Origin of the sequence: Halosimplex pelagicum, assembly GCF_013415905.1 — an archaeon.
Lineage (GTDB): Archaea > Halobacteriota > Halobacteria > Halobacteriales > Haloarculaceae > Halosimplex > Halosimplex pelagicum.
Genome location: NZ_CP058909.1, coordinates 1524601 through 1546270, shown reverse-complemented (window position 1 = coordinate 1546270; position 21670 = coordinate 1524601). Strand labels below are relative to the sequence as shown.

The following is a 21670-nucleotide window of genomic DNA, read 5'->3' as shown; positions in this document are numbered from 1 at the left end:
GTTTTTGCATTGTGGCGTGGTGGCACTGATCGAAAGCCGTCGCGGCGCCCGGAGTTCGGCGGGCCGAGCACGTGGCCCGTCAGACGGCGGTGAACGTCCACCGCTGGTTGTCGCCGCCGGTCCAGGGCCACTGGATGACGTTGGTGCCGTCGCTCGTTCCGCCGCCCTCGACGTCGGCGACCTGTCCGCTGTTGGCGTTCTCCAGGCGGTACGTGCCGTCGCCGTTGTCGACGATGTTCCAGCTCTGGCAGGGGTGCCCCGTGTCCGAGTACTGGCGGACGTTCGCGCCGTCGCTGGTCGAGGCGTCGGCGACCTCCAGAAGGAGACCGCTGTTGGCGTTGGTGATCGTGTACGTCCCGTCGCCGTTCGACGCCACGTCCCAGTCCTGGCAGGGGTGGCCCGTATCGGCGTACTGGCGCACGTTGTCGCCGTCGGCCGTCCCCGCCTCGGCGACTTCCAGCAGTTTCCCGCTGTTGACGTTCTCGATGTGATAGGTCCCGTCGCTGATGGGGCCGCTCCCGCCGCTGTCGCTGCAGTTCGTGTTCCCGCTGACGGTCGTGTCGGCGGCGTACGTCTGGATGTCTCCGGAGCCGTTGTCGCAGAGGTCGTTGTTCAGGACGGCGTTGCTCCCCGTGTCCGGGCCGGTCTCGTAGACGCCGTACCCCGAACTGTCCTCGATAGTGAGGTTCTCGACGGTGACGTTGCGCGTGTAGGGGTGGGTGTCGCTGTCCCGCGAGTCGAGTCTGATTCCACTGCTCCCGGTGTTGGTGATGGTTCCCCCGCTGATCGTCGTGTCGCGGGTGTCCTGGATCAGGTTGCCGCCGTTGCCGTCGAGGTACACGTCGGAGACGTCGATGCCGCTGGAGCCCGAGACCGTGAAGATGCCCCGACCGCAGTCGACGGCGTCGACGCGGCCGACCGTGATGTTCGGACCGGCGTCGTTCGCACAGCGGAAGCCGGCGTAGCCGCCGCCCTGGTCACAGCGCGTCGCGTCGACGAAATCGACCGTCGCGTTCGCGGTGTCGTTGAGCAGGAGGCCACAGCCGCCGGTGTCCGTCGCGGTGACCGTCCCGACGTCGATGCCGTCGACGCCGTAGGTCTCGACGGCGTGGGTGCTCGACCCGCTGACGGTCGCGGCGTTGAGGGTCACGTTCGTCGTGTCGGGACCGCCGCGGCCGTCGATGCGGATCCCCAGCCCCGCCGAGAGGCTCATGTCGATATCGTCGAGGACCACGCCGTCACAGTGGGAGACCCGGACACCGTAGCGGGGGTTGCCCGAGACGTTGAACCGCCGGATCTCCACGTCGCTGACACCCCGGGCGCGCGCCGGGACGATCCACGGCTCGCCGCTGTCGGTGACGTTGATGTTCCCCGGGACGTCGAGGACCGTGTTGCTCGGGAGGTCGACCGCCTTCAGGCTCGAGGCCGTCCCGGTGTCGCCGGTCGCGTCGACGCGCACCGTCTCCTTGGCGGAGCGGCCCTCCGTCAGGCTGTCGACCGCCGACTGGATGGCGACGATGAAGTCGCCGCCGTCGTAGACGACGCTCCCGCTGTCGACGTTCTCGGCCGTGAAGCCGCCGCCGCTGTTGTACACGACCGCGTTGTGGCCGCTGGCCGAGGCCGTCCCGACCGCAGTTCCGAGCGCCCCCGCGAGGAGGGCCGAACCCGCGACCGAGAGCGCGCGTCGGCGCGTGATACCCGCACCCCCCGCCGATTCGCCGGCGCGCCCGCCCGCCGAGTCTGCGGGAGCGGCGTCCGCCGTCTCCGCTCGCTGGTGCGCTTCGCTGTCGATGCCGCTGCTATCACCACTTCGTGGCAAGCTACCGTCTGTCATGGTTTCGAACGATCCATTTACATAGCCAGTTGATAAGTATTTATGACTAGTTCAGATTTGATAACTAACTAATTTTTCCGACGTCGAGAACTCGGGGCGCCTGGACGCGGAGCGAACGTCGAGATCCGGCCGGCGAGAACCGGGTGCCCACGGCCGACCGGCCGAGCGTTCTCGTGGTGATGCCGGATCAGCGATGTTCGACACGATCGCCGCGCTCGGTCACCGCACGCCGGCGCAGCTCCACGAACAGATCCGTTAGAATAATTTTCTCGTATCGGAGATAGATATATCGATACTGACGACCAGTTCGGGCAGACCGATTTAATGATAATATCGGTATAATACTTCGGAAATATCGGAATATTGTCTCGCGGCGGCGAACTGGGACAGCTCTCCCGGAGACGTTCCATCGGCCCACCGGCGCCCACGCCGGTGCTCGTCCGAGATGTAAGGCGAGAGGCGAGAAGCGAAAGGCGATCACCGCCCCGACTCGCCGCCGAATCCGCGGTATCGACCGAGATAGGGCGGCGAGGAGACGGGCGAAGCGACGAACGCCGCGGTATCGGTCCGCGTGACTCGACGCCCTGCTCGACACGGGCGTCGGCGACGGCGTGCGGTTCCACGTCGGACCACTCGATTCGCCACCGTCGACAGCTCGATATTACAGATTTTGTTGTATAACTAGATTCAATAATTAGTTAGTTGCCTCGATCGCCGAGATATCGCTCGACCGATCGTCGACCAACGGGCACCTGACGGTCTGCGACGATCTCGGTGCCGTCGCACCTCCCGCGATCGGTCGGATATCGGCCCCATTGGACCTTCTAGCGGTAAGACGAGATCGGCCCTCCGACCGTTCCGAGCGTCCCGACGACCAACGGCAGCGACCGATACCGATTTTCGGTTTCCTCTCTCAATAGTGTGCAGTTATTTTTAATCGATCGTGGATTGATCGCGTCGCCAGCGGACGAGGGTTCGCGCGCCGACTCCCGGATTCGAACGGGTTCCGACCGAACTGCGACGGAGCGAGCCACGGGCTTTCGCTCGGCCGGGTCGGGGCCCAGGAACGGCCCTCGCAGGTGTCCCGAACCGTCGTCCGGAGCAAGTGCGTTCTTACCAGCAGGTCGTCGGTCGGTCGAAGCGTCTTCCCGGTCAGTCCGACGCCGAGGCCGCTGTGGCGGCGACTACACGACCAGTTGGGCGGGAACGTTTTGGGGATCGGCCCCGAATCGTTCTGACATGAACGTGCTCGTCGTCGGTGGGAGCGGATTCGTCGGGACGCATCTGAGCGAAGAGCTGGTCGAGCGGGGCCACGACGTGACGGTCCTCTCGCGGAGTCCCGACGGCGAGGGGCTGCCCGCGGCGGTGGAGACGTACGCGGGCGACGTTACCGAGTACGACTCCATCGAGGGGGCCTTCGAGGGGAAAGACGCGGTCGTCTACCTCGTGGCGCTGTCGCCGCTGTTCAAGCCCGACGGCGGCGACGAGATGCACGACCGCGTCCACCGCGGCGGAGCGGAGAACTGCCTGCGCGCCGCCGAGGAACACGGCGTCGAGCGGTTCGTCCACCAGAGCGCGCTCAGCGCCGATTCCGACGGGCCGACCCACTACCTGCGGGCGAAGGGCCGCGCGGAGGAACTCGTCCGCGACTCCGACCGCGAGTGGGTGATCTTCCGGCCGTCGATCATCTTCGGCGAGGGCGGCGAGTTCGTCGATTTCACGAAGAAACTCAAGTCCTGGTTCGCGCCGGGACTGCCGGTGTACCCGCTGCCCGGCGGCGGGAAGCAGACGCGCTTCCAGCCGATCTGGGTCGGGGAGTTCGTCCCGATGATGGCCGATGCGGTCGAGGACGACGACCACGTCGGCGAGACCTACGAGATCGGCGGCCCCGACGTGCTAACGCTGCGGGCGGTGACCGAACTCGTCTACGACTCGGAGGGCAAGTCGATCTCGATCGTCCCGCTGCCGATGGCGATGGCGAACGTCGGGCTCTCCGTGCTGGGTAGCGTCGGGTTCCCGATGGGCAGAGACCAGGTCCGGTCACTACGGTTGGACAACACGACCGACCGCAACGACGTGGGCGCGTTCGGCGCCGACGAGTCCGGGCTGACGACGTTCCGGTCGTACCTCGGCCTGACAACGAACTGATCTGGCGGGCCTTCCCGCCGTTTCAACCCGTGCTTGAACGCCGTGAGACATTCTCGCACGACCCGCCTACCGGCGAGTAGCTCGCCGTTTATCGCTCCGCGGTCTGGCGGTTTCACCGATTTCCGTTGTCGGATTGACGATTTCAGGTTCGATAGACGGACAAAAAGCTTATATCCGCGATGGGATTGTTTATTTCTCAACGGTAACGGCAGCTATGAAACTGGCGATGATCGGCTTCGGGCAGGCCGGCGGCAAGATCGTTGACAAGTTCCTCGAATACGACGAGGCAACGCAGAGCGGGATCGTCCGCTCTGCAGTCGCAGTCAACACAGCGAAAGCGGACCTGCTCGGGCTAGAACGGATCCCGGAGGAGAACAGAGTACTGATCGGTCAGGCGCGCGTGAAAGGTCACGGCGTCGGGGCCGACAACGAGCTCGGCGCGGAGATCGCCGAGGAAGACATCGACGAGATCCAGGGGGCCATCGACAACATCCCCGTCCACGAGATCGACGCGTTCATGATCGTGGCCGGGCTCGGTGGCGGGACCGGTTCCGGCGGTTCGCCGGTCCTCGCGAAGCACCTCAAGCGGATCTACACCGAACCGGTGTACGGTCTGGGCGTGCTGCCCGGCGGCGACGAAGGGGGCATCTACACGCTCAACGCCGCGCGGTCGTTCCAGACGTTCGTCCGCGAAGTCGACAACCTGCTGGTGTTCGACAACGACGCCTGGCGCAAGTCCGGCGAGTCGATGGAGGGCGGTTACGAGCAGATCAACGACGAGATCGTCCGGCGGTTCGGCGTGCTGTTCGGCGCCGGCGAGGTCGGCTCCGGCGACGAGGTCGCCGAATCGGTCGTCGACTCCTCGGAGATCATCAACACGCTCTCGGGCGGCGGCGTCTCCACCGTGGGGTACGCCGCCGAGACCGTCGAGGAGCAGGACTCCGGCGGGTTGCTCTCGCGGTTCAAGGGCGACGACGACGGCCTCGACGACAGCGGCATGGACACCGCCAACACCACCAACCGGATCACGTCGCTGGTCCGGAAGGCGGCGCTGGGGCGGCTGACCCTGCCCTGCGAGATCGACGGCGCCGAGCGGGCGCTGCTCGTGATGAGCGGCCCCTCGAACCACCTCAACCGGAAAGGCATCGAGCGCGGCCGCAAGTGGCTCGAGGAGCAGACCGGTTCGATGGAGGTCCGCGGCGGGGACTACCCCGTCCGCGAGAACAACGTGGCGGCGTCGATCCTGCTGTCGGGCGTCCACAACGTCCCGCGGATCAAGGAGCTCCAGCAGGTCGCCATCGAGGCCCAGGACAACATCGACGACATCCGGCAGCAAAGCGAAGAGAACTTAGAGGAGTTGGTGGAAGATGACGAGGATGAGTTGGATCCGCTCTTCTAAGAGCGCCGCGCTGGTCGCATTGCTCGCCCTCTCGCTCGTCGCGGTCGGGACAGCCGGGGCTATCTCGGTCTCCCCCGGCGAGGTCCCCGAAGAGACGCAGGTCGGTGAGACGGTGACGACGACGGTGACCGTCGAGGACCCGTTCGTCGACATGCCCGACGAGTGGACGCTCCAGGGGAGCACCGAACTCACCAACGTCAGCTGGACGGTGACGGTCCGCCAGCAGGGCGAACAGGTGAGCCAGGAGACGTTCGGCGACCAGTCGTTCGACCACCCGCTCAACGCGAGCAACAACGGCGACACGGTGGTCGTCGAGCTCACCGGTGACACTCCCGCGATCGAGAACTACACCTACGAACCGGTCGAGACCTACACGCTCTACGACTTCGACTCGGTTCAGGGTAGCTCGACGAGCAGCCTGAACGCGACGGAAGTCCACCACTACACGAACGCCAGCAAGGACGCGCGCCAGGCCATCGACGAGGCCGCAGAGGCCATCAACGCCTCCGGGGCGAACTCCGGCCAGGACGACCTGGACCAGGCGATCTCGTCCTACGAGAACGGCAACTTCGAGAACGCCCAATCCAACGCCGCGGACGCTCAAGAGCAGGCCGAACAGGCCGAGCAGTCCGCCCAGCGCAACCAGACCATCCTGATGGGCGTCGGCGCGCTCGTGGTCCTCGCCATCATCGGCGGCGGGATCTACTACTGGCGCTCCAACCAGGACGAACCGACGAAACTGCAGTAGATGCGCGTCGTCGTCCCGTTCGCCCCCGGGCGGCCCAAGACCCGCCTCGCACCGGTCCTCGACGAGGCCGAACGGACCGCGTTCGCGCGGACGATGCTGGACGACGTGCTCTCCGTTTTATCGACGCTCGACCGCGAGCGCGGCGTCTCGGTCGACCCGCTGGTCCTCTCGACAGCGCCGATCGACTGCGGCGTCTCGGTCGCCGTCGACGACCGGCCGCTCACCGACGCCGTGAACGACCGGCTGCCGGCGAGCGACGGCGACGACCCGGTCGCGGTCGTCATGGCCGACCTCGCGCTCGCCACCCCCGACGCGCTCGCGCGGCTGTTCGAGCCCGACGCGGACGTGGTGGTCGCGCCCGGCCGCGGCGGCGGGACGAACGCCCTGGTCGTCCGGGACCCGGCGTTCCGCGTCGACTACCACGGCGCGTCGGTCCGCGACCACCGCGAGATCGCCCGCGAGGCCGACCTGTCGCTCGCACACGTCGACTCCTTCCGACTCGCGACCGACGTGGACGAGCCGGCCGACCTCGTCGAGGTGCTGCTCCACGGCGAGGGCGAGGCGCCCGCGTGGCTGGCCGAGACGGGGGTTTCCGTCGCCGCGGCCGACGGCCGGGCCGATGTCGAACGGAATTCGGGCTGAACCCGAACGAAATTCGGACAACGGTTTTCATGCGGTGAGACAACGATCCACATGCGCGGGTCGGTCCCGTGCAGACGGGTCGCGCCTCGCGCCCGCGCCAGGACTGCGTCGTCGGTTCCGCTCCCAGACGCCCCGACCCGGGGGCACGGCTGGCCGTTCCGCGGTCGGCGGTCCACGGGTCCGCCGCCGGCCGTTCCATTGTTCGCGGCAGTTCGGCGGACCCGACCCACCGCTCGGCGGACCTCCACCCCGCTGGCTACTTCGACACCGCGCTCGCGCGTCTCCGGGAGCGTCAACGCTTTGCCGGTCGAACGTGGACGGGGGAGTGTGATCCCCGGCGCCGACGAGTACGACGTGGCCGTCGACCCCGACCCCGCCGCCGTCGAGCGCCTGCTCGCGGTCGCCCCCGACGACGTTGCGGCCGCCGACGAACTCACCTTCGCCCGCAACGTGTTCGTCCCGCTGACGACCGCCTGCCGGTACACCTGCACCTACTGCACCTACTACGACCCGCCCGGCCAGGCCGAACTCATGTCCCCCGAGGACGTGCGCGCGGTCGTCCGCCGCGGCGCCGACGTCGGCTGTACGGAGGCCCTGTTCACCTTCGGCGACGACCCCGACGACCGCTACACCGCCGTCCACGACCAGCTCGCCGAGTGGGGCCACGACTCGATCCACACCTACCTCCGGGAGGTCTGTGAGATCGCTCTGGAGGAGGGCCTGCTCCCCCACGCCAACCCCGGCGACCAGACGCGCGAGCAGCTGGCCACCGTCGCCGACGTGAACGCCAGCATGGGCGTGATGCTCGAAACGACCGCCGACGTGCGGGCTCACGGCGGCCCCCGCGCGAAGAACCCCGGCCAGCGCCTGCACACCATCCGAACCGCCGGCGAACTCGGCGTCCCGTTCACGACGGGCATCCTCCTCGGCATCGGCGAGGACTGGGCCGACCGCGCCGAGAGCCTGCTGGCCATCCGCGAGTTGCACGAGCGCTACGACCATATCCAGGAGGTGATCGTCCAGCCCGTCCGGGAGAACGAGCGCTGGACGGACGGCTCGCCGGGCGTCGAGACGCTGCGCCGCGCGGTCGCGATGGCTCGCTTCGCCCTGCCGGAGGAGGTCTCCGTACAGGTGCCGCCCAACCTCGCGCCCGTCCGCGACGTGCTCGACTGCGGCGTCGACGACCTGGGCGGCGTCTCCCCGGTCACCGACGACCACATCAACCCCGACTACGCCTGGCCCGCCCTGCGCGAACTCGAAGACATCGCCGACTACGCGGGCGTCCCGCTCTCGGAGCGACTCCCCGTCTACGAGCGATTCCTCCCGGCCGGGCTCCGGTCGGCCGGGGTCGAGCCGGCCGACCCGCCCGCCGAGGCCGACCGCTGGGTCTCCGCGCGGATCGCCGACGCCATCGACGCTGACGACGACGCCGGGCGGCGCTACCGGACGGTGCTGTCGGGCGAGGCCGCGGACTGACGACGCGTCGCGCTCCCGGCGGGCCCGCCTCCGCCGCCGGGAGCGACGACCGGGACCGTTTTGCCGATACTGCCCCGAAGTCGGGGTATGCGCGTCTACCGCGGGCGGGAGGACTCCATCGAGGCCGACCGCGCGGTCTCCGACCGAGTCGTCGAGCGCGTCGCCGCCGACCGCGAGCCCGCGGTGCGGGTCTGGCGGCCCCACCGGCAGGTCGCGTTCGGCCGCCGCGACGCTCGCGCCGAGAGGTACGACCGCGCTCGCGAACTCGCCGACGAGCGCGGGAGCCCGCCGTCGAGGACGCCCAGGGGGTCGCCGTCGCCGTCCGTCGCGGCGAGGCCGGCGAAGCGCTCGCCCGGCGCCGGATGGACGGGCCGATCGAGGACGGCGTAGGTGTCGCCCGCGGCGACTGTCAGAGAAGAAGACATATTACGGTTGCGCTTCTCGCCCGGAACGTGGACCGGCGCACCGCCGCCCTCGCGGCCGTTCTCGTCGGCGTGGGACTGATGGCCGCCCCGGCGCTCGCTCAGTTCCAGGCGCCCACCGGCGACCCGGTCAGCTTCCAGGTCTGGACCGACGAGCCGCCGCCGGAGAACGCGTCGTGGGGCAGTCCGACGACGGTGAACGCCTCGGCAGTCCCCGACGCCGTCGTCGCCGAGATCCGGGACGCCGGCGCCGGGGACGGAGGCGGGGTCGTTCGGACCCGCACGACGGTGATCGACGAGACGCTGTACCCGGCGCTGGAGTCCTCGCCCGAGGCGGTCTACGTGCGCGACGGCTCGACGTGGTACCGCCTCAGCCGGACCTGGGGCACCGGCGGCTTCGTCGCCGCTCCGCTGGTGCTGGGAGGTGTCAGTTTCTTCGCCGGACTCGTGGTCACCGCTCTCGGCGGGTGGTACGGCCTCTACGGCGGGGAGTGACGGGACCGGAGGCGTTTTTCCGCGGCCGCCCTCAGGCCCGGTATGCGCGTCTACCGCGGTCGGGCCGATACTATCGACGGCGACCGCGCGGTCTCGGAGCGGCTGGTCGAGCGCGTCGCCGCCGACCGCGAGCCCGCGGTGCGGGTCTGGCGACCCCACCGGCAGGTCGCGTTCGGCCGCCGCGACGCTCGCGCCGAGGGGTACGACCGCGCTCGCGAACTCGCCGACGAGCGCGGGTTCCCGCCGGTCGAGCGGGAGGTCGGCGGCCGCGCCGTCGCCTACACGGGGTCGACGGTCGCGTTCGCGCGCGTGACGCCGGTGACGGACTCGCGCTCGGGACTTCAGGATCGCTACGACGCGGCGGCGGCCGACCTGCTCGACGCCCTAGGTTCGCTGGGCGTCGACGCCCGCGAGGGCGAACCGCCCGACTCCTTTTGCCCGGGGACCCACTCAGTCCGGGCCGACTGCGGCGGGCGGCCGCGGAAGCTCGCCGGCCTGGCCCAGCGGGTGCGCGCCGACGCGGCCGTCGTCGCGGGCGTGCTGGTCGTCCGCGACCACGGGGCGATCGCGTCGGTTCTCGACCCTGTCTATCGGGCGCTCGACGTGTCCTTCGACCCCGAGACGGTCGGGAGCGTCGCGCGGGCGGACGGCCGGGCCGACCCGGACGCGGTCGTCGATGCGGTCGAGGGGGCGCTGGTCGACGAGGCAGCGGGGGACACGTCGGTCCAACGGGTCGGCTAAGCTCCGCTCACCGCCGAACACGTGCCATCGAGCCTGCAGGAAACCACGGAACTTAGGGTACCGGGCGTTCGAGGTGAGGTATGCTGTTCCGGAACGCGACGCTCGCGGACGGCCGGCGGCGGGACGTCCGCGTGTCGGGCGAGACGGTCGCCGCGGTCGGGGAGGACCTGGGTGTCCGGGAGGACGAGCGGACGGTCGACGCGACCGGGAAACGCCTGCTCCCGGGGATGATCGACGCCCACGTCCACTTCCGCGAGCCCGGCGACTCGCACAAGGAGGACTGGACGACGGGCTCGGCCAGCGCGGCCGCCGGCGGCGTGACGACCGTCGTCGACCAGCCCAACACCTCGCCGCCGACCGTCGACGGCGCCGCCTTCGACGAGAAGGCCGCGCTGGCGGCCGACTCGCTGGTCGACTTCGGCCTCAACGGCGGCGTCACCGCCGACTGGGACCCCGACTCGCTGCTCGACCGCGACATCTTCGCCCTGGGCGAGGTCTTCCTCGCCGACTCGACGGGCAACATGGGCATCGAGGAGCCCCTGTTCCTCGACGCGCTCGCCGAGGCCGACGCCCGCGACGTGACCGTCACCGTCCACGCCGAGGACGCCGGCCTGTTCAACGTCTCCGCCCAGGAGCGCGACGACGCCGACGCCTGGAGCGCCTACCGCACCGCCCGCGCCGAGGCCGCCGCCGTCGGGCGGGCCTGCGAGGTCGCCGCCGAGCGCGACACGACGATCCACGTCGCCCACACCTCCACGCCGCGGGGCATCGACATCGCCGCCGACGCCGGGATGACCTGCGAGGTCACGCCCCACCACATGTACCTCTCGCGCAACGACCTGCGCGAGCTGGGGACACACGGGCGGATGAACCCGCCGCTGCGCCGCGAGAAGCGCCGACAGCGCGTCTACGACCGCGTCGTCGACGGCACCGTCGACATGGTCGCGACGGACCACGCGCCCCACACCGCCGACGAGAAAGACGCCGAGATCTGGGACGCCCCGTCGGGGGTCCCCGGCGTCGAGACCGCGCTCCCGCTCCTCCTGGCCGACGCCCGCACCGGCGACCTGACCTACGAGCGCGTCCGGGACCTGACCGCCGCCAACCCCGCCGACGTGTTCGATCTGCCGAACAAGGGCCGCGTCGCGGAGGGGATGGACGCCGACCTCGTGCTGGTTGACCCCGGGAAGACCCACCCGATCCGCGCCGACCGCCTGCACACCAAGTGCGACTGGACCCCCTTCGAGGGCCGCGAGGCCGTCTTCCCCGAACTCACGCTCGTCCGGGGTTCGGTCGTCTACGAGCGGGACGCCGGCGACCGTCCCGGCGGCGAAAGCGAGACCTTCGGCGACGCCGTCGGCCGGAACGTCCGCACCGCGGCCGGCGGCCGCGACGAGCGCGGATCGGAGGGGGGACGGCTCTCCCGCGGCGACGAGACCGAGTCCATCGCCGACCTGGCCGCCGAAGTCGTCGAGGAGCCGCCCGACGAGGAGCGCTGAGCCGGCAGCCGTCGTCAGAAGCGGTTCACCGCCCGGGCGAGGCGCCGCTGGGGAACAGGCCGAACGACGCCGAAGGCGAACCGGTAGACCACCTGTCCTGCCCCACTGCCGACGAACACGCCACGGAGCACCGTGTCGATGGCCTGCCCGCTTGCGAGGACTGCCGCGACGAAGACGGTCGCCTCGACAGCCAGGAGGACAAACCAGCCGTGAGTGACCCGTTCGAGCGGCCCGTGTTCGAGCCCATAGTACGTCCCACCCAAGGCCAAGAGAGCGAGCACTCCGGTCCACCAAACTGAGGCGAGCGGGTCGAGGTCCGGTCCCCGTAGCCCGATAGCCAGCGTCACGAATCCACCGAGTAGGTCGGTAGTCACGATCCGCCGCTCGTCGACCATACCGGGATTGCCCCCTCCTTCGTGTATAAACGTGCGCACGGGCTCAGACCGATCGCTTCCCGGCGCCGAGTCGCGACTCCGGTACCGGCCGGACGACGCCGTAGACGAACCGGTAGCCGAGCAGGCCGGCGCCCATCCCCGCGAGCCCGCCGCTGACGACCGTCAGAACGACCAGATCCGTCGCGATGGCGACGACGCCGACGGCGACTGCGATGGCGACGACGGCGACGATCGCCGCGGCGTAGCGCCGCCAGTCGCTCCAGCCGAGCAGGTCGTGCTCGTCGGTGTACGTGACGGCGACCGTCGTGACCGCCGCCGCGAGCGCGACCCACCACGCCTCGCGCAGCCCCGCGACGCCGACGTTCAGGACGCCGAGCGCGATCCAGATGGCTCCCATACCGACTTCGAGGAGGACGACGCGTCGGGCGGTGTCCATACGCGGCGATCCGTCCGGAGCGGTGAAAAGCGTTCAGTCGACGGGGGATCGGCGGAGCGGGTGGCGTCGCCGTGGGCCGTCGCCGAGACCGTGCGCGACGGATGGGGAACTGAACCCTTTATTGACAGCGAACCGAACGTCGAGGCATGACGGACGGGACCTGGCGCTCGCGGCGTGCGGTCCTCGCCGGCGTCGGCACGGCCGCGGTCGGCGGGGTAGCTCTCGCGCTCGGTACCGACCGCTCGCCGGATCCCCCGTCGACGCGGCGGGCGGACGTCGAGTCCGGCCGGACGTATCGGGCTCGCAACTCCCGGTCGGTCCGGGGCGGCGACGCGGTCGTCGAACAGCTCCTCCTGGCGACGCCGACGCTCGCCGAGGGAGAGCTGACCGTCGACGTACTCGGCGTCACCGCGGCGACCGGGTCCGACGGGGAGTCCCTCGCGGCGGCGCTCGACGGCCACCGGCTCGGCGCCCGGACACCGGGTGCTGGCGCCACGCTGCTGTACGACGGAATCCCGAGCGGCGGCCCCGGGGAAGTTCCCCAGCTCCACGGCGCGCCCCCGACGGCGGCGGTCGAGCGGTCGGCGGTCGCGTCGGCGCTGGACTCGTCGTCGGTCGACGCGTCCGTCGATGCCGTCTCGCTGGTACCGCACTGGGACCGCGCGTCGGCGTTCGACGCGTTCGTGGCTCGTAATCTGGTGTCGCTGCGCGACGCGCTTGTCGTCGCCGTCGACGGACACCGGAACGGGTCGACCCGCAGTGCCGACGACGTGGAGGGGGCGGTGCTGGTGGTCCCGCCCGACCCCGATCAGAAGAGCGAGAGTGAGCAGTTCCGGGACGACGGCCAGCGATACAGCTGGCGAGCCGCCGGCGAGCCGTGGCGCGCTCACGTCGTCCGATACCGCGGTCTGGCGGTCAGCGGCGAGTCGGTCGACCTGCTCGTTCGCCAGGGGACGCGCCTCGACAGCGGCCGGACGGTCAGACAGGACCTGCGGCTGTCGCGGTGACGGCGTCAGCGGCAGGAACGTGGGAGGGACCGACCGCCTCAGTCGTCGTCGACGGCGTCGGCGGCGGTGGCCTCGAAGTGGTGGCCGCAGTCGGGGCACTCAACCTCGTCGTGGCGCAGCGCCGCGGAGTGCTCGCGCACCTCGCGCATCACCTCGGAGATCTCGTCCTCGGCCGCCAGTTCCTCCTCGACGGAGAGCTCGACGCCCTCGACCTCCAGCAGGAACTTCGCGACCTCCGTGGCCTCGTACATCACGTCGTCCAGCTCCTCGGCGGTGAAGAAGTCGCACATCGCCCCGTAGAGGAAGGTCGCGCCGGCCTTGCGGACCTTCTCCTCGAACGAGGCCCGGGCCTGATTGACGGCTTGGGGCGTGTACGTGTCGGTCATGAACGGGACCAGCTCGGGGAGGTTCTCGCCGATCTTCGTCATCTCGACGCCGGTCTCGGTGCGGAAATCGGCACAGAGCCGGGCGATGGCCCACTCGCGGGCGGTGATGTAGGTGCGCTCGCGCAGGAAGTCGTTGGCGCGGTCGTAGGTGCCGCCGTCGATCTTCTTGAAGCGGTCGTATTTGGCCACGTCCGGCGGCAGATCCGGGTCGGGCGCGTCGACGGGGCTCGCCGCGTCGGTGTCGGCCGGGGACGCCGCCGACCCGGTGCCGTCGGCTTCGGTTTCGTCGGCTTCGGTCTCGTCGGCTTCGGCTTCGTCGACTTCGACGCCGTCGTCGGTCGACTGTGCGTCGGTGGCCTGGTCCGGCGGCTCGGTGTTCCCCTCGGTCGACTCCGCGTCGGCGTCGCCCCCGTCGCCCTCGCCCGCTTCGGGTCGGTCGGTCATGGTCCCTTCTGTGTCGGCGCCCCGAAAAAGCGTGTCGGCGTCGGCGCCGCATGGCGGGGCCGGCGTTCCCCTCGGTTTGGTTAAAAGAATAGTTATAAACTACGGCTGAAAAGTGATGTGTAGACACGTACCATGGTCAACACGACCTACCTCGCGAGCACGGTGTTGATGGGGCTGCTCGGGGTCGGGGTCGTCCTGTTCGTCCTCCGGTCGCGCCAGTGGCGTCACTACGTCCCCCGGGTCGCCGCCGAGGTCGCAGCGGGCGAGCGGCCGGCCTCGGGACTGTCCGAGTTCGCCGGGCGGACGAGCACGTGGACGGCCGGCTACGTCGTGCTCGTGCTCGGGTTCATGTTCGGCGCGATGGCCTACGCCGGCGGCGCGATCACCGGCCCGGCGGTCATCGGCGCGGTCGTCGCCCTCGTCGCCGCCTTCCTCGTCGCCGGCGTCTACTTCGCGATGCGCGACAACGGCCGCCCGAGCGCGCAGGCGGCCGCGGGCAGCGCCGTCGCGACCGGCCTGCTCGCCGTCGTCGCCATCACCGTCGTGCTCGTCACGACCGGGTGACCGGATGGCCCACTCGACCCGCCGCACCGCACGCCCCTGGCCGACCGGCGCGGGACTGCTGGCCGCGGTCGTCGCGCTGGAGGGCGTCCTCGTCGCCGGCTACTTCCTCGCGACGCCGGGGACCGTCACCGTCCCGCGGTACGTCCTCTACCCGTTCGTCTGGATCGACGCCGTCCTCGTCGCCGCCTACCGCACCCCGACCCCGTCGGCGCCGCCCCGGCGGCACCTCCTCGCCGGCGGGCTCGCGGCCGGCTACTTCCTGTTGCTGGCCAACTGGGCCGGCCTGATCGGGCTGACCGTCGGCGGCCACCACCCGATCCCCGAGGGCGTCCTCGGACTCAGCGTCGGCGCCGGATCGCCGGGCTGGGCCCGCGTCCGGCTGATCACCGAGGCGTTCTACGTCTCCGTCGTCCCCTACCGCGTGATCGGCTACCTCGGGCTCACCTACCTCGTCTACGCGGCCATCGTCGACGCGACCGGCGTCGTCACCTCGGGCGCGCTCGGCTTCGTCTCCTGTCTCAGCTGTTCCGCTCCCATCTTCGCCTCCGCGGTCACGGGCGTCCTCGGCGGCTGGGTCACGCTCATGTCGACCGCCATCGCCTACTCCGTGGACATCTCGACGGTCGCCTTCCTCGCCTCCGTGGCGCTGCTGTACTGGCGCCCCGGGTTCCCGTCGCTGGGGAGTGACGGCGACGGAGCCGGGTGAGCGGTCGAACGGACCCGATCCCGCACGCCGGCGGGTCCGTCCGCGCCGCAGGTCGCCCCGGCGGTCCGGTTGTCGACGAGCAGCGCGGTGCGGACCGAACACGCCCGGGTGGCCGGGCCGTCGGCGGGGAGGCGGAGCGTCGCGTTCGTCAGCGGGTGGTCGACCAGCAGGCGGACCCGCGCGGTGACCGTCGAGCGCTCGCCGTTGCGGACGTGGCGGGTGAACCACTCGTCGACGTTATCGTTGTCCATCGTCGCGGCGACGGTCAGCGTCCGTTCCTCGCCCGGCCGGAGCACTTCGTCGGCGCCGAGTTCCCGGACCGAGAGGGCCTCCGCGTCGGTCTCGAACAGCCGGACGCCGTTGGCGTCGACCGACGCGCGGACGGCCGCGGGCGCGGCCGGGACCGGCACGTCGCCGGGGTTGCGGACGCGCAGGTGAACCAGCATCGTCGTCCGGTTCTCCGTCACGGTCCCCCAGCTCGCCCAGCCCCGCTCGACTTCGTACCCGACGGTCAGCGACTCGCCGTCCAGTCCGAGCCCGCCGGCCAGCCGCGGCGCGCGCTCGCCGAAGTCGACCGTCCGCGTGTACCGCCCGCGGGTTCGATCGACCGCCCCCGAGACGGCGTCGACGACCGGCCGCGACTCGCGCAGCATCGTCCGGTCGCGCTCGAACGTCCGCGAGACGGCCGGCGACGGTCCGACGTCCGCGCGCACGGTCGCGTCGGCGGCGACCCGCAGCGTCTCGTTCGCGCGGACGTACGCCACCCACCACTCGGGGATCCGCTTGTTCCGGAGCGCCGTCCGGAACCGCATCGTCGTGTTGCCCGGCGGGACCGCGAGCCCCGATTCGTCGCCGACCGCGACCGTGACGCCGTTGAACGCGATGTCGTACTCGGCGGTCAGCCCGGGCCCGAACGCCGTCCCGATCGGGTTCGGGTTGCGGACCCAGACGGTCGTGACTACCTCGGTCCGCTCCTCGGTGACCGTCCCCCACTCGCCCGCGTCGGCGACCCCGACCGAGGGCGCTCCGAAGACGCCCAGCAGGTACAGCGCGACGAGCGCGACGAGCGCCACGACCATCGCGAGCGGGATCGCGGCGAGCCAGCGTCGTCCGCCCCCGTCGCCGTCGTCCGATCCGTCCGTCGAATCGCCGTCGAACATCTCGTGGGGTCTTGTCGACCGACGTGAAAAAGGAGCGAGCGGGAAACAGCAAGCGTGCGAATCCGCGTCGAGCGCCTCGGCGCCGGCGTCTGAGGCGCGACGGTCGCGCGGTCAGCCCCCCGCCGGGACGCTCGGCGGTTCGCAGTCCGAGGTAGTGTTCTGCCCGTCGACGAGGATCGCCGTCCGGAACGAGCAGTCGTAGACGGTGGCCGAGTCACGGGGGATCCGCAGCGAGTCGCCGGTCACGGGGTTCGCGAGGACGAGCTGGACCCGCGACTCGACGGTCGTCCGTTCGCCGTTGCGGACGTGGCTGGTGAACCACTCGTCGACCCGGTCGTTGTCCATCGTGACCGCGAAGGCGACCTCCCGCGTTTCGCCGGGCTGTATCAACAGCGGCGACTCGGTGTTGCGCGCCGACAGTTCGCCGCTGTCGGCCTCGAACGTCGGGATGTCGTTCAGGTCGATACCGACGCCGATCCCCTCCGGCGAGCCCGGAACGGGCACGTCGCCGGGGTTGTGGACCCGCATGTGGAAGACGACGGTCGTCCGGTTCGCCGTCACGTCTCCCCACGTGGCCCACCCGCGCTCGATCTCGTAGCCGACGGTGAGGCTCCCGGTTTCCCCCAGGTCGACGCCCTCGAGCACCGAGTCGGACGCCTCGCTCGCGCCGACCGAGCGCGTGTAGGTGCCGCTGGTCCGGTTGGCCGAGGCCGACAGCGAGTCGATGACCGGCGTCGACTCGGTCAGCATCGTCCTGTTCCGGCGGACCTCGTGGGTCACCGGGATCGGCGTGTCCACCCGGAGCGTCGCGTTCACGTCGACGGCGACGGTCTCGTTGCTCCGGACGTACCTGACCCACCAGTCCGCCAGCCGGTCGTTCAGCACGTCCGTCCGCAACTGCTCGGTGCTGTTGCCCCTCGGGACGGAGATGTTCGACTTCTCCCCCTCCGCGAGCAACACGTCGTTCAGACGGATGTCGTAGTCGGCGGTGACGGTGTCGCCCAGCGAGACCCCGATAGGGTTGGGGTTGTCGACCCACACCGTCGTGACGATCTCGGTGCGGTCGTCGGTGACCTTGCCCCAGTCGCCGCGGTCGACCAGCCCCGCTGCCGGCGCGCCGATTATCCCCAGGAGATACAGCAGGACGAACAGCCCGACCAGCGCGCCCAGCCCGGCGCCGATCCGGCGGGGCCAGGTCGCGACGAGCGTCTCCGCTCGGTCGCGCCACCCCTTCTCGTCCGAACCGCGGGCGTCCGGGTCCGCCGAATCAGCCTCTGACATGATTGGACGGACAGAGACCGTCGAGCGGATAAATCCTGCCGATCGGTCCCGAACGGTTCGGGCGTCGATTCGACGGGTCCGCCGGGGAATCCCGCGAGTGCCTCCGGCCTACAGGATCGAGTACGCCGCGGCGGTCGTCAGCGCGAGCGCGACGAACAGCCCCCCGAGGAACAGGTAGGTGACCGACCGGGGTTCCCACCGGAGGTGCATGTAGTAGGTCGCGACGAACGTCGCCTTGACGAACGACAAGGCGAGGATGATCCCGAACGCCGTCCAGTAGGTCCCCGGCGCGTCGAAGTCGACCATCCCCGTCTGCTCGACGACCGCCTGCGTGGTCGACAGGGCCATCAGTACCACGAATATCGCGGTGTAGAGTTTGAATCGTGCCATGGTTACAGGATGTAGAACAGCGGGAACAGGAACAGCCAGACGATGTCGACGAAGTGCCAGTACAGCCCGAAGTACTCCAGGCTGGAGTCGTCGTCGAGGTACGCCCCCTTCCAGGCTCGCGGGATCATGTACAGGAGCATGACCAGGCCGACGACGACGTGGGCGCCGTGGAGCCCCGTCGTGAGATAGAACGTCGAGGAAGCGACGTTCGTCCCCACGTTCCAGCCGTTCGGGAACGCCTCCGTCGAGATGTGGAACAGGTGCTGCCACTCCATGCCCTTGTTGATCAGGAAGCCGACGCCGAGCAGCCACGTCACGGTGAGGCTGGCGACGACGCCCCGGCTGGAGTTCCTGTGGGCGGCGACTAAGGAGAGCACGACCGCGAAACTGCTCGCCAGCAGCAGGTACGTGTTGACCAGGCCGGGGAACGTGACGTGGGCCTCGGGGATGAACGCGTGGTGCCAGTGCATCCAGCCGTTGGCGACCCGCAGGAACAGGTACGAGCCGACGAACCCGCCGAACAGGACCACGTCGGAGGCCAGGAACGTCCACATCCCTAGCTTCATGTTCTCGACGCCGCCGAACGGCCACTGTTCCGCGACCGTGGGCTCGGGGACGTAGAAGGACTCGTTGGCGAGGCCGACGAACCCGACCGCGCTGAGGACGCCGCCGACCGCGGTCAGGCCGAGGTAGGCGCCGCCGCTCTGGACTCCCGAAACGCCGAGGAAGGTGAGGAAGCCGGCGAAACAGACCACGAACGGCCAGAAGCTCGCGTGGTCGGCGTGGCGTTCGTCGCCGTGGGCGGCGCCGGTGCCGGCCGCCGCCGGCGTCGCGCTCGCCGGTCCGCTCACGAGCCCCGTTCCGCGGCTGGCCGTGGCCCCTTCCGCGCGGACGCCGCCGTCCGGTGTCGTGGTCCCGCCGTCGGTCGACGCGGCGGCGTCCGCCGAGGGATCGCCCGCGGGTTCGTCGTCGCCGCTGCCGTCGGCGGTCAGTTCGGGCTCGTCGCGGAAGGTGAGTTTCCCGCCGGCGTAGCTGGGTTTCCCGGGGAAGTTCTCCAGCGGCGGCGGCGAGGAGACCGCCCACTCCGCGGTGGTGGAGTACTCCCAGGGGTTGTCGCCGACCTCCTCGCCCGTCGCCATGCTCTTGAACAGGTTGTAGAACATGACGAGGAAGGAGGCCCCGAGGATGAACCCACCGACCGAGGCGACCTGATGCCAGCTGGTGAGGCCGGGCGCGTAGTCGAACACCCGCCGCGGGGTCTCCCAGGCGACGAACAGCGGGAAGTAGAGGAGGTTGAACCCGACGAAATAGAGCGCGAAGTGGACCTTGCCCAGGAACTCGTCGTACATCCGGCCGGTCATCTTCGGGAACCAGTAGTAGACGCCGGCGAACAGGCCCGTCGCGCCGCCGACCATCACGTAGTGGAAGTGCGCGACGACCCAGTAGGTGCCCCGGAACTCGTAGTCGAGCACGACCGCGCCGAGGAACACGCCGGTGATCCCGCCGATGATGAACAGTATCAGCGCGCCGAGCGAGAAGAGGAAGGGGGTGGTGAACCTGATTCGGCCCTTGATCATCGTGTAGATCAGCGAGAAGACCATCAGGTCGAAGGGGAGGGAGATGCCGATGGTCGTGACCATGAACAGCGTCTTGATCTCCAGGTTGATCCCGGTGAGGAACATGTGGTGCATCCAGACGACGAAGCTCTGGAGCGCGACGAGCACCATCGCGAGGACGAACCACTTGCGGCCGACGATGCGCTGGCCGGTGAACGTCTGGAAGCACTCGGCCATGATGCCAAGCGCCGGGAAGAAGACGATGTACACCTCGGGGTGGCCGAAGAACCAGAACAGGTGGGTCCACAGCAGCGTCCCGCCCTCGGCGGCGAAGTAGGTGACCCCGAAGAGGCGCTCGGCGGCGAGGATCATCAGCGCCGCCAGCAGGGCGGCGAAGGCAAAGAGCATCATCCACACCGTCAGCAGGATCGACATCGAGAACATCGGCAGGTCGCGCATCCGCAGCCCCTCGGCGCGCATGCGGTACATCGTCGTCAGGAAGTTGACCGACCCCATCGTCACCGCGGCGACGAACATGATCAGCGCCAGCACGACGGTCGTCCCGCCGATGTTGGGCATGTACGTCGGGAGGTTCAGGGGCGCGTACATCGTCCAGCCGCCGTCGAACGTGCCGCCCTGGAAGAAGGAGGCGATAAAGAGCAGCCCCGAGAACAGATACGCCCAGTAGCTCATCGCGTTGAGCCGCGGGAACGCCAGATCGTCGGCGCCGATCTGCAGGGGGACGAGGTAGTTGGCGAACCCGAAGGCGAACGGGGAGATGAACCAGAAGACCATCAGCAGGCCGTGCGCGGAGACGGCCTGGTTGTACGCGCCGGCGCTGAGGATGCCCCCGCCGGGCGACCACAGCTGGACGCGCATCAGCATCGCGAGCACGCCGCCGAGGACGAGGAAAAAGAGGGCGGTGATCGTGTAGAGGATGCCGATGTCCTTGTGGTTGGTCGTGACGAACCACCGCTTGACCGAGCTCATCGGCGGGAACTCGTGACCGCCGGCCTCGCCGTGACTCATGGCGCACCTCCCGCGTGTGCGGGAGCGAGCGCGCTCGCCGTCGCGTTACTCGCGGTCCCGTCGCTCGCCGTCGCGGTCCCGTTCGACGCGCTCGCGTTCGCCGGCTCCGTGGTCGCGTACCACTCGTCGAAGGCCGACTCGTTCATCACCTCGACCTGCGCGGTCATGCCGGAGTGGCCCTCGCCGCAGATCTCGTAGCAGTTGGCCTGGTACGTCCCGGGATCGTCGGCGACGAACCACGCGTTCGTCGTCTGGCCGGGGATCGCGTCGGCCTTCGCGCGTAGGTCGGGTATGCCGAAGTTGTGGAACACGTCCTGGGACGTCACCGAGAGGTTGATCACCGTGTCCGTCGGGACCCGGAGGGTGCTGGCCTGGGCACCGTTGGGGTAGGTGAACTGCCAGCCGAAGCGGAACCCGTCGACCTCCACCGTCATCACGTCACCCCCGTTCTGCTGGACTTCCGTCGGCTTGCCCTCGACGTACAGCAGCGACGCGTACGTCCAGATCACGAGCGAGAGGACGATGAACGCGCTGATTCCGAACGAGAGGAAGAGCTTCTTGCCCTTGCCGCCGCCCTCCGGGAGTTCGCCGACCTCCGGCCGGTCCACGTCGGGCGCGGGGTCCTCGTCCTCGCGATAGCGGTACCTGTAGGCGTTGTACAGCGTGTACGAGATGACGACGACCCCGACCAGCGTTCCCAGTCCGAGGAAGGCGACGAAGATGCTGTTGAACACCTCCGCCGGCGCCCGGATCCCGCTGGCCCCCGCCAGGACGGTGTCGCCGGCCACCGCGCCACCAACATCTACCATATTCGATCACCAACGACCCACCCGGTCTTATCGTTTGGGGCGTGTTGACACGCATTTTTTAGTACGCCGAACCGGTTCGGCCCCTGCTATATCCGCCGGGGGT

General features: G+C 69.6%; 21 protein-coding genes. 11 read left to right on the top strand and 10 right to left on the bottom strand.

Translation table 11 applies throughout. From position 1 onward, the window contains the following. Positions 1–79 precede the first annotated feature (79 nt). Positions 80–1834 carry an RICIN domain-containing protein gene (locus tag HZS54_RS07665; RefSeq protein WP_179921576.1) on the bottom strand — a complete coding sequence of 585 codons (1755 nt, stop codon included), beginning with the start codon at positions 1832–1834 and terminating at the stop codon, positions 80–82. Positions 1835–3073: 1239 nt separating this feature from the next. Between HZS54_RS07665 and HZS54_RS07660 the strand changes: the two genes are divergently transcribed. From HZS54_RS07660 to cofG, 5 genes are all read left to right on the top strand, one after another. Next, the gene (locus tag HZS54_RS07660; RefSeq protein ID WP_179921574.1) at positions 3074–3982 is read left to right on the top strand and encodes a complex I NDUFA9 subunit family protein; all 909 of its coding nucleotides are present in this window, start codon (positions 3074–3076) and stop codon (positions 3980–3982) included. Between the two features lie 214 nt (positions 3983–4196). Further along, positions 4197–5381: a tubulin/FtsZ family protein gene (locus HZS54_RS07655; protein WP_179921572.1), complete on the top strand. Its 1185-nt coding sequence runs from the start codon at positions 4197–4199 to the stop codon at positions 5379–5381. Beyond that, positions 5359–6129 (top strand): hypothetical protein, encoded by a 771-nt coding sequence (locus HZS54_RS07650; protein WP_179921570.1) that lies wholly within the window; start codon positions 5359–5361, stop codon positions 6127–6129. The genes HZS54_RS07655 and HZS54_RS07650 overlap by 23 nt, the downstream gene beginning before the upstream one ends. Then, positions 6130–6771, top strand: coding sequence for a 2-phospho-L-lactate guanylyltransferase (gene cofC, locus HZS54_RS07645; RefSeq protein ID WP_179921568.1), 642 nt, complete (start codon positions 6130–6132; stop codon positions 6769–6771). It abuts the gene before it with no gap. Positions 6772–7098: 327 nt separating this feature from the next. Next, positions 7099–8247 (top strand): 7,8-didemethyl-8-hydroxy-5-deazariboflavin synthase subunit CofG, encoded by a 1149-nt coding sequence (gene cofG, locus HZS54_RS07640; protein WP_179921566.1) that lies wholly within the window; start codon positions 7099–7101, stop codon positions 8245–8247. 95 nt (positions 8248–8342) lie between these two features. Here cofG and HZS54_RS07635 read toward each other — a convergent pair whose 3' ends face one another. Then, positions 8343–8672, bottom strand: coding sequence for a DUF8155 domain-containing protein (locus tag HZS54_RS07635; RefSeq protein ID WP_179917553.1), 330 nt, complete (start codon positions 8670–8672; stop codon positions 8343–8345). A gap of 27 nt (positions 8673–8699) precedes the next feature. Between HZS54_RS07635 and HZS54_RS07630 the strand changes: the two genes are divergently transcribed. The 3 genes from HZS54_RS07630 (at position 8700) to HZS54_RS07620 (ending at position 11404) form a co-directional block, all read left to right on the top strand. Continuing rightward, positions 8700–9164 (top strand): hypothetical protein, encoded by a 465-nt coding sequence (locus tag HZS54_RS07630; RefSeq protein WP_179921564.1) that lies wholly within the window; start codon positions 8700–8702, stop codon positions 9162–9164. Between the two features lie 42 nt (positions 9165–9206). Next, positions 9207–9905, top strand: a complete 699-nt coding sequence (locus HZS54_RS07625; protein ID WP_179921562.1) for a lipoyl protein ligase domain-containing protein — start codon at positions 9207–9209, stop codon at positions 9903–9905. Positions 9906–9985: 80 nt separating this feature from the next. Beyond that, positions 9986–11404 carry a dihydroorotase gene (locus HZS54_RS07620; protein ID WP_179921560.1) on the top strand — a complete coding sequence of 473 codons (1419 nt, stop codon included), beginning with the start codon at positions 9986–9988 and terminating at the stop codon, positions 11402–11404. Between the two features lie 14 nt (positions 11405–11418). Here HZS54_RS07620 and HZS54_RS07615 read toward each other — a convergent pair whose 3' ends face one another. Beyond that, on the bottom strand, positions 11419–11799 hold the full coding sequence (locus HZS54_RS07615; RefSeq protein WP_179921558.1) for a hypothetical protein: 381 nt from the start codon (positions 11797–11799) through the stop codon (positions 11419–11421). A 43-nt stretch (positions 11800–11842) separates the two neighbouring features. Beyond that, positions 11843–12235: a hypothetical protein gene (locus HZS54_RS07610; RefSeq protein WP_179921556.1), complete on the bottom strand. Its 393-nt coding sequence runs from the start codon at positions 12233–12235 to the stop codon at positions 11843–11845. Between the two features lie 146 nt (positions 12236–12381). Between HZS54_RS07610 and HZS54_RS07605 the strand changes: the two genes are divergently transcribed. Then, positions 12382–13242: a hypothetical protein gene (locus HZS54_RS07605; protein WP_179921554.1), complete on the top strand. Its 861-nt coding sequence runs from the start codon at positions 12382–12384 to the stop codon at positions 13240–13242. A 38-nt stretch (positions 13243–13280) separates the two neighbouring features. Here HZS54_RS07605 and HZS54_RS07600 read toward each other — a convergent pair whose 3' ends face one another. Beyond that, complete coding sequence (locus tag HZS54_RS07600) at positions 13281–14072, bottom strand: DUF5806 family protein (RefSeq protein ID WP_179921552.1); 792 nt, start codon at positions 14070–14072, stop codon at positions 13281–13283. Between the two features lie 132 nt (positions 14073–14204). On the opposite strand from HZS54_RS07600, the gene HZS54_RS07595 reads away from it, so the two are divergent. Both HZS54_RS07595 and HZS54_RS07590 read left to right on the top strand, forming a co-directional pair. After that, positions 14205–14636 (top strand): hypothetical protein, encoded by a 432-nt coding sequence (locus HZS54_RS07595; RefSeq protein ID WP_179921550.1) that lies wholly within the window; start codon positions 14205–14207, stop codon positions 14634–14636. Positions 14637–14640: 4 nt separating this feature from the next. Continuing rightward, entirely contained in the window at positions 14641–15342 is a 702-nt protein-coding gene (locus HZS54_RS07590) for a DUF7546 family protein (protein WP_179921548.1), read from the top strand. Here the strand turns inward: HZS54_RS07590 and HZS54_RS07585 are convergent. From HZS54_RS07585 to coxB, 5 genes are all read right to left on the bottom strand, one after another. Further along, complete coding sequence (locus tag HZS54_RS07585) at positions 15237–16502, bottom strand: LEA/WHy family protein (RefSeq protein WP_179921546.1); 1266 nt, start codon at positions 16500–16502, stop codon at positions 15237–15239. The genes HZS54_RS07590 and HZS54_RS07585 overlap by 106 nt on opposite strands. A gap of 111 nt (positions 16503–16613) precedes the next feature. Beyond that, positions 16614–17783: an LEA type 2 family protein gene (locus HZS54_RS07580; protein ID WP_179921544.1), complete on the bottom strand. Its 1170-nt coding sequence runs from the start codon at positions 17781–17783 to the stop codon at positions 16614–16616. Between the two features lie 108 nt (positions 17784–17891). Next, entirely contained in the window at positions 17892–18173 is a 282-nt protein-coding gene (locus tag HZS54_RS07575) for a cytochrome C oxidase subunit IV family protein (protein ID WP_179921542.1), read from the bottom strand. 2 nt (positions 18174–18175) lie between these two features. Further along, positions 18176–20758, bottom strand: coding sequence for a cbb3-type cytochrome c oxidase subunit I (locus HZS54_RS07570; protein ID WP_179921540.1), 2583 nt, complete (start codon positions 20756–20758; stop codon positions 18176–18178). After that, on the bottom strand, positions 20755–21567 hold the full coding sequence (coxB, locus tag HZS54_RS07565) for a cytochrome c oxidase subunit II (RefSeq protein ID WP_246391838.1): 813 nt from the start codon (positions 21565–21567) through the stop codon (positions 20755–20757). Before coxB ends, HZS54_RS07570 begins: the two co-directional genes overlap by 4 nt. Between the last annotated feature and the right edge of the window lie 103 nt (positions 21568–21670).

Excerpts from the sequence above, each read along its gene's own strand:
- HZS54_RS07610 (WP_179921556.1), bottom strand. The coding sequence starts at position 12,235 with ATGGACACCGCCCGACGCGTCGTCCTCCTCGAAGTCGGTATGGGAGCC.
- HZS54_RS07595 (WP_179921550.1), top strand. The coding sequence starts at position 14,205 with ATGGTCAACACGACCTACCTCGCGAGCACGGTGTTGATGGGGCTGCTC.
- coxB (WP_246391838.1), bottom strand. The coding sequence starts at position 21,567 with ATGGTAGATGTTGGTGGCGCGGTGGCCGGCGACACCGTCCTGGCGGGG.
- HZS54_RS07585 (WP_179921546.1), bottom strand. The coding sequence starts at position 16,502 with ATGTTCGACGGCGATTCGACGGACGGATCGGACGACGGCGACGGGGGC.
- HZS54_RS07665 (WP_179921576.1), bottom strand. The coding sequence starts at position 1,834 with ATGACAGACGGTAGCTTGCCACGAAGTGGTGATAGCAGCGGCATCGAC.
- HZS54_RS07580 (WP_179921544.1), bottom strand. The coding sequence starts at position 17,783 with ATGTCAGAGGCTGATTCGGCGGACCCGGACGCCCGCGGTTCGGACGAG.
- HZS54_RS07655 (WP_179921572.1), top strand. The coding sequence starts at position 4,197 with ATGAAACTGGCGATGATCGGCTTCGGGCAGGCCGGCGGCAAGATCGTT.
- HZS54_RS07605 (WP_179921554.1), top strand. The coding sequence starts at position 12,382 with ATGACGGACGGGACCTGGCGCTCGCGGCGTGCGGTCCTCGCCGGCGTC.
- HZS54_RS07600 (WP_179921552.1), bottom strand. The coding sequence starts at position 14,072 with ATGACCGACCGACCCGAAGCGGGCGAGGGCGACGGGGGCGACGCCGAC.
- HZS54_RS07635 (WP_179917553.1), bottom strand. The coding sequence starts at position 8,672 with ATGTCTTCTTCTCTGACAGTCGCCGCGGGCGACACCTACGCCGTCCTC.
- HZS54_RS07575 (WP_179921542.1), bottom strand. The coding sequence starts at position 18,173 with ATGGCACGATTCAAACTCTACACCGCGATATTCGTGGTACTGATGGCC.
- HZS54_RS07660 (WP_179921574.1), top strand. The coding sequence starts at position 3,074 with ATGAACGTGCTCGTCGTCGGTGGGAGCGGATTCGTCGGGACGCATCTG.
- HZS54_RS07590 (WP_179921548.1), top strand. The coding sequence starts at position 14,641 with ATGGCCCACTCGACCCGCCGCACCGCACGCCCCTGGCCGACCGGCGCG.
- HZS54_RS07570 (WP_179921540.1), bottom strand. The coding sequence starts at position 20,758 with ATGAGTCACGGCGAGGCCGGCGGTCACGAGTTCCCGCCGATGAGCTCG.
- HZS54_RS07625 (WP_179921562.1), top strand. The coding sequence starts at position 9,207 with ATGCGCGTCTACCGCGGTCGGGCCGATACTATCGACGGCGACCGCGCG.
- cofC (WP_179921568.1), top strand. The coding sequence starts at position 6,130 with ATGCGCGTCGTCGTCCCGTTCGCCCCCGGGCGGCCCAAGACCCGCCTC.
- HZS54_RS07615 (WP_179921558.1), bottom strand. The coding sequence starts at position 11,799 with ATGGTCGACGAGCGGCGGATCGTGACTACCGACCTACTCGGTGGATTC.
- HZS54_RS07620 (WP_179921560.1), top strand. The coding sequence starts at position 9,986 with ATGCTGTTCCGGAACGCGACGCTCGCGGACGGCCGGCGGCGGGACGTC.
- HZS54_RS07650 (WP_179921570.1), top strand. The coding sequence starts at position 5,359 with ATGAGTTGGATCCGCTCTTCTAAGAGCGCCGCGCTGGTCGCATTGCTC.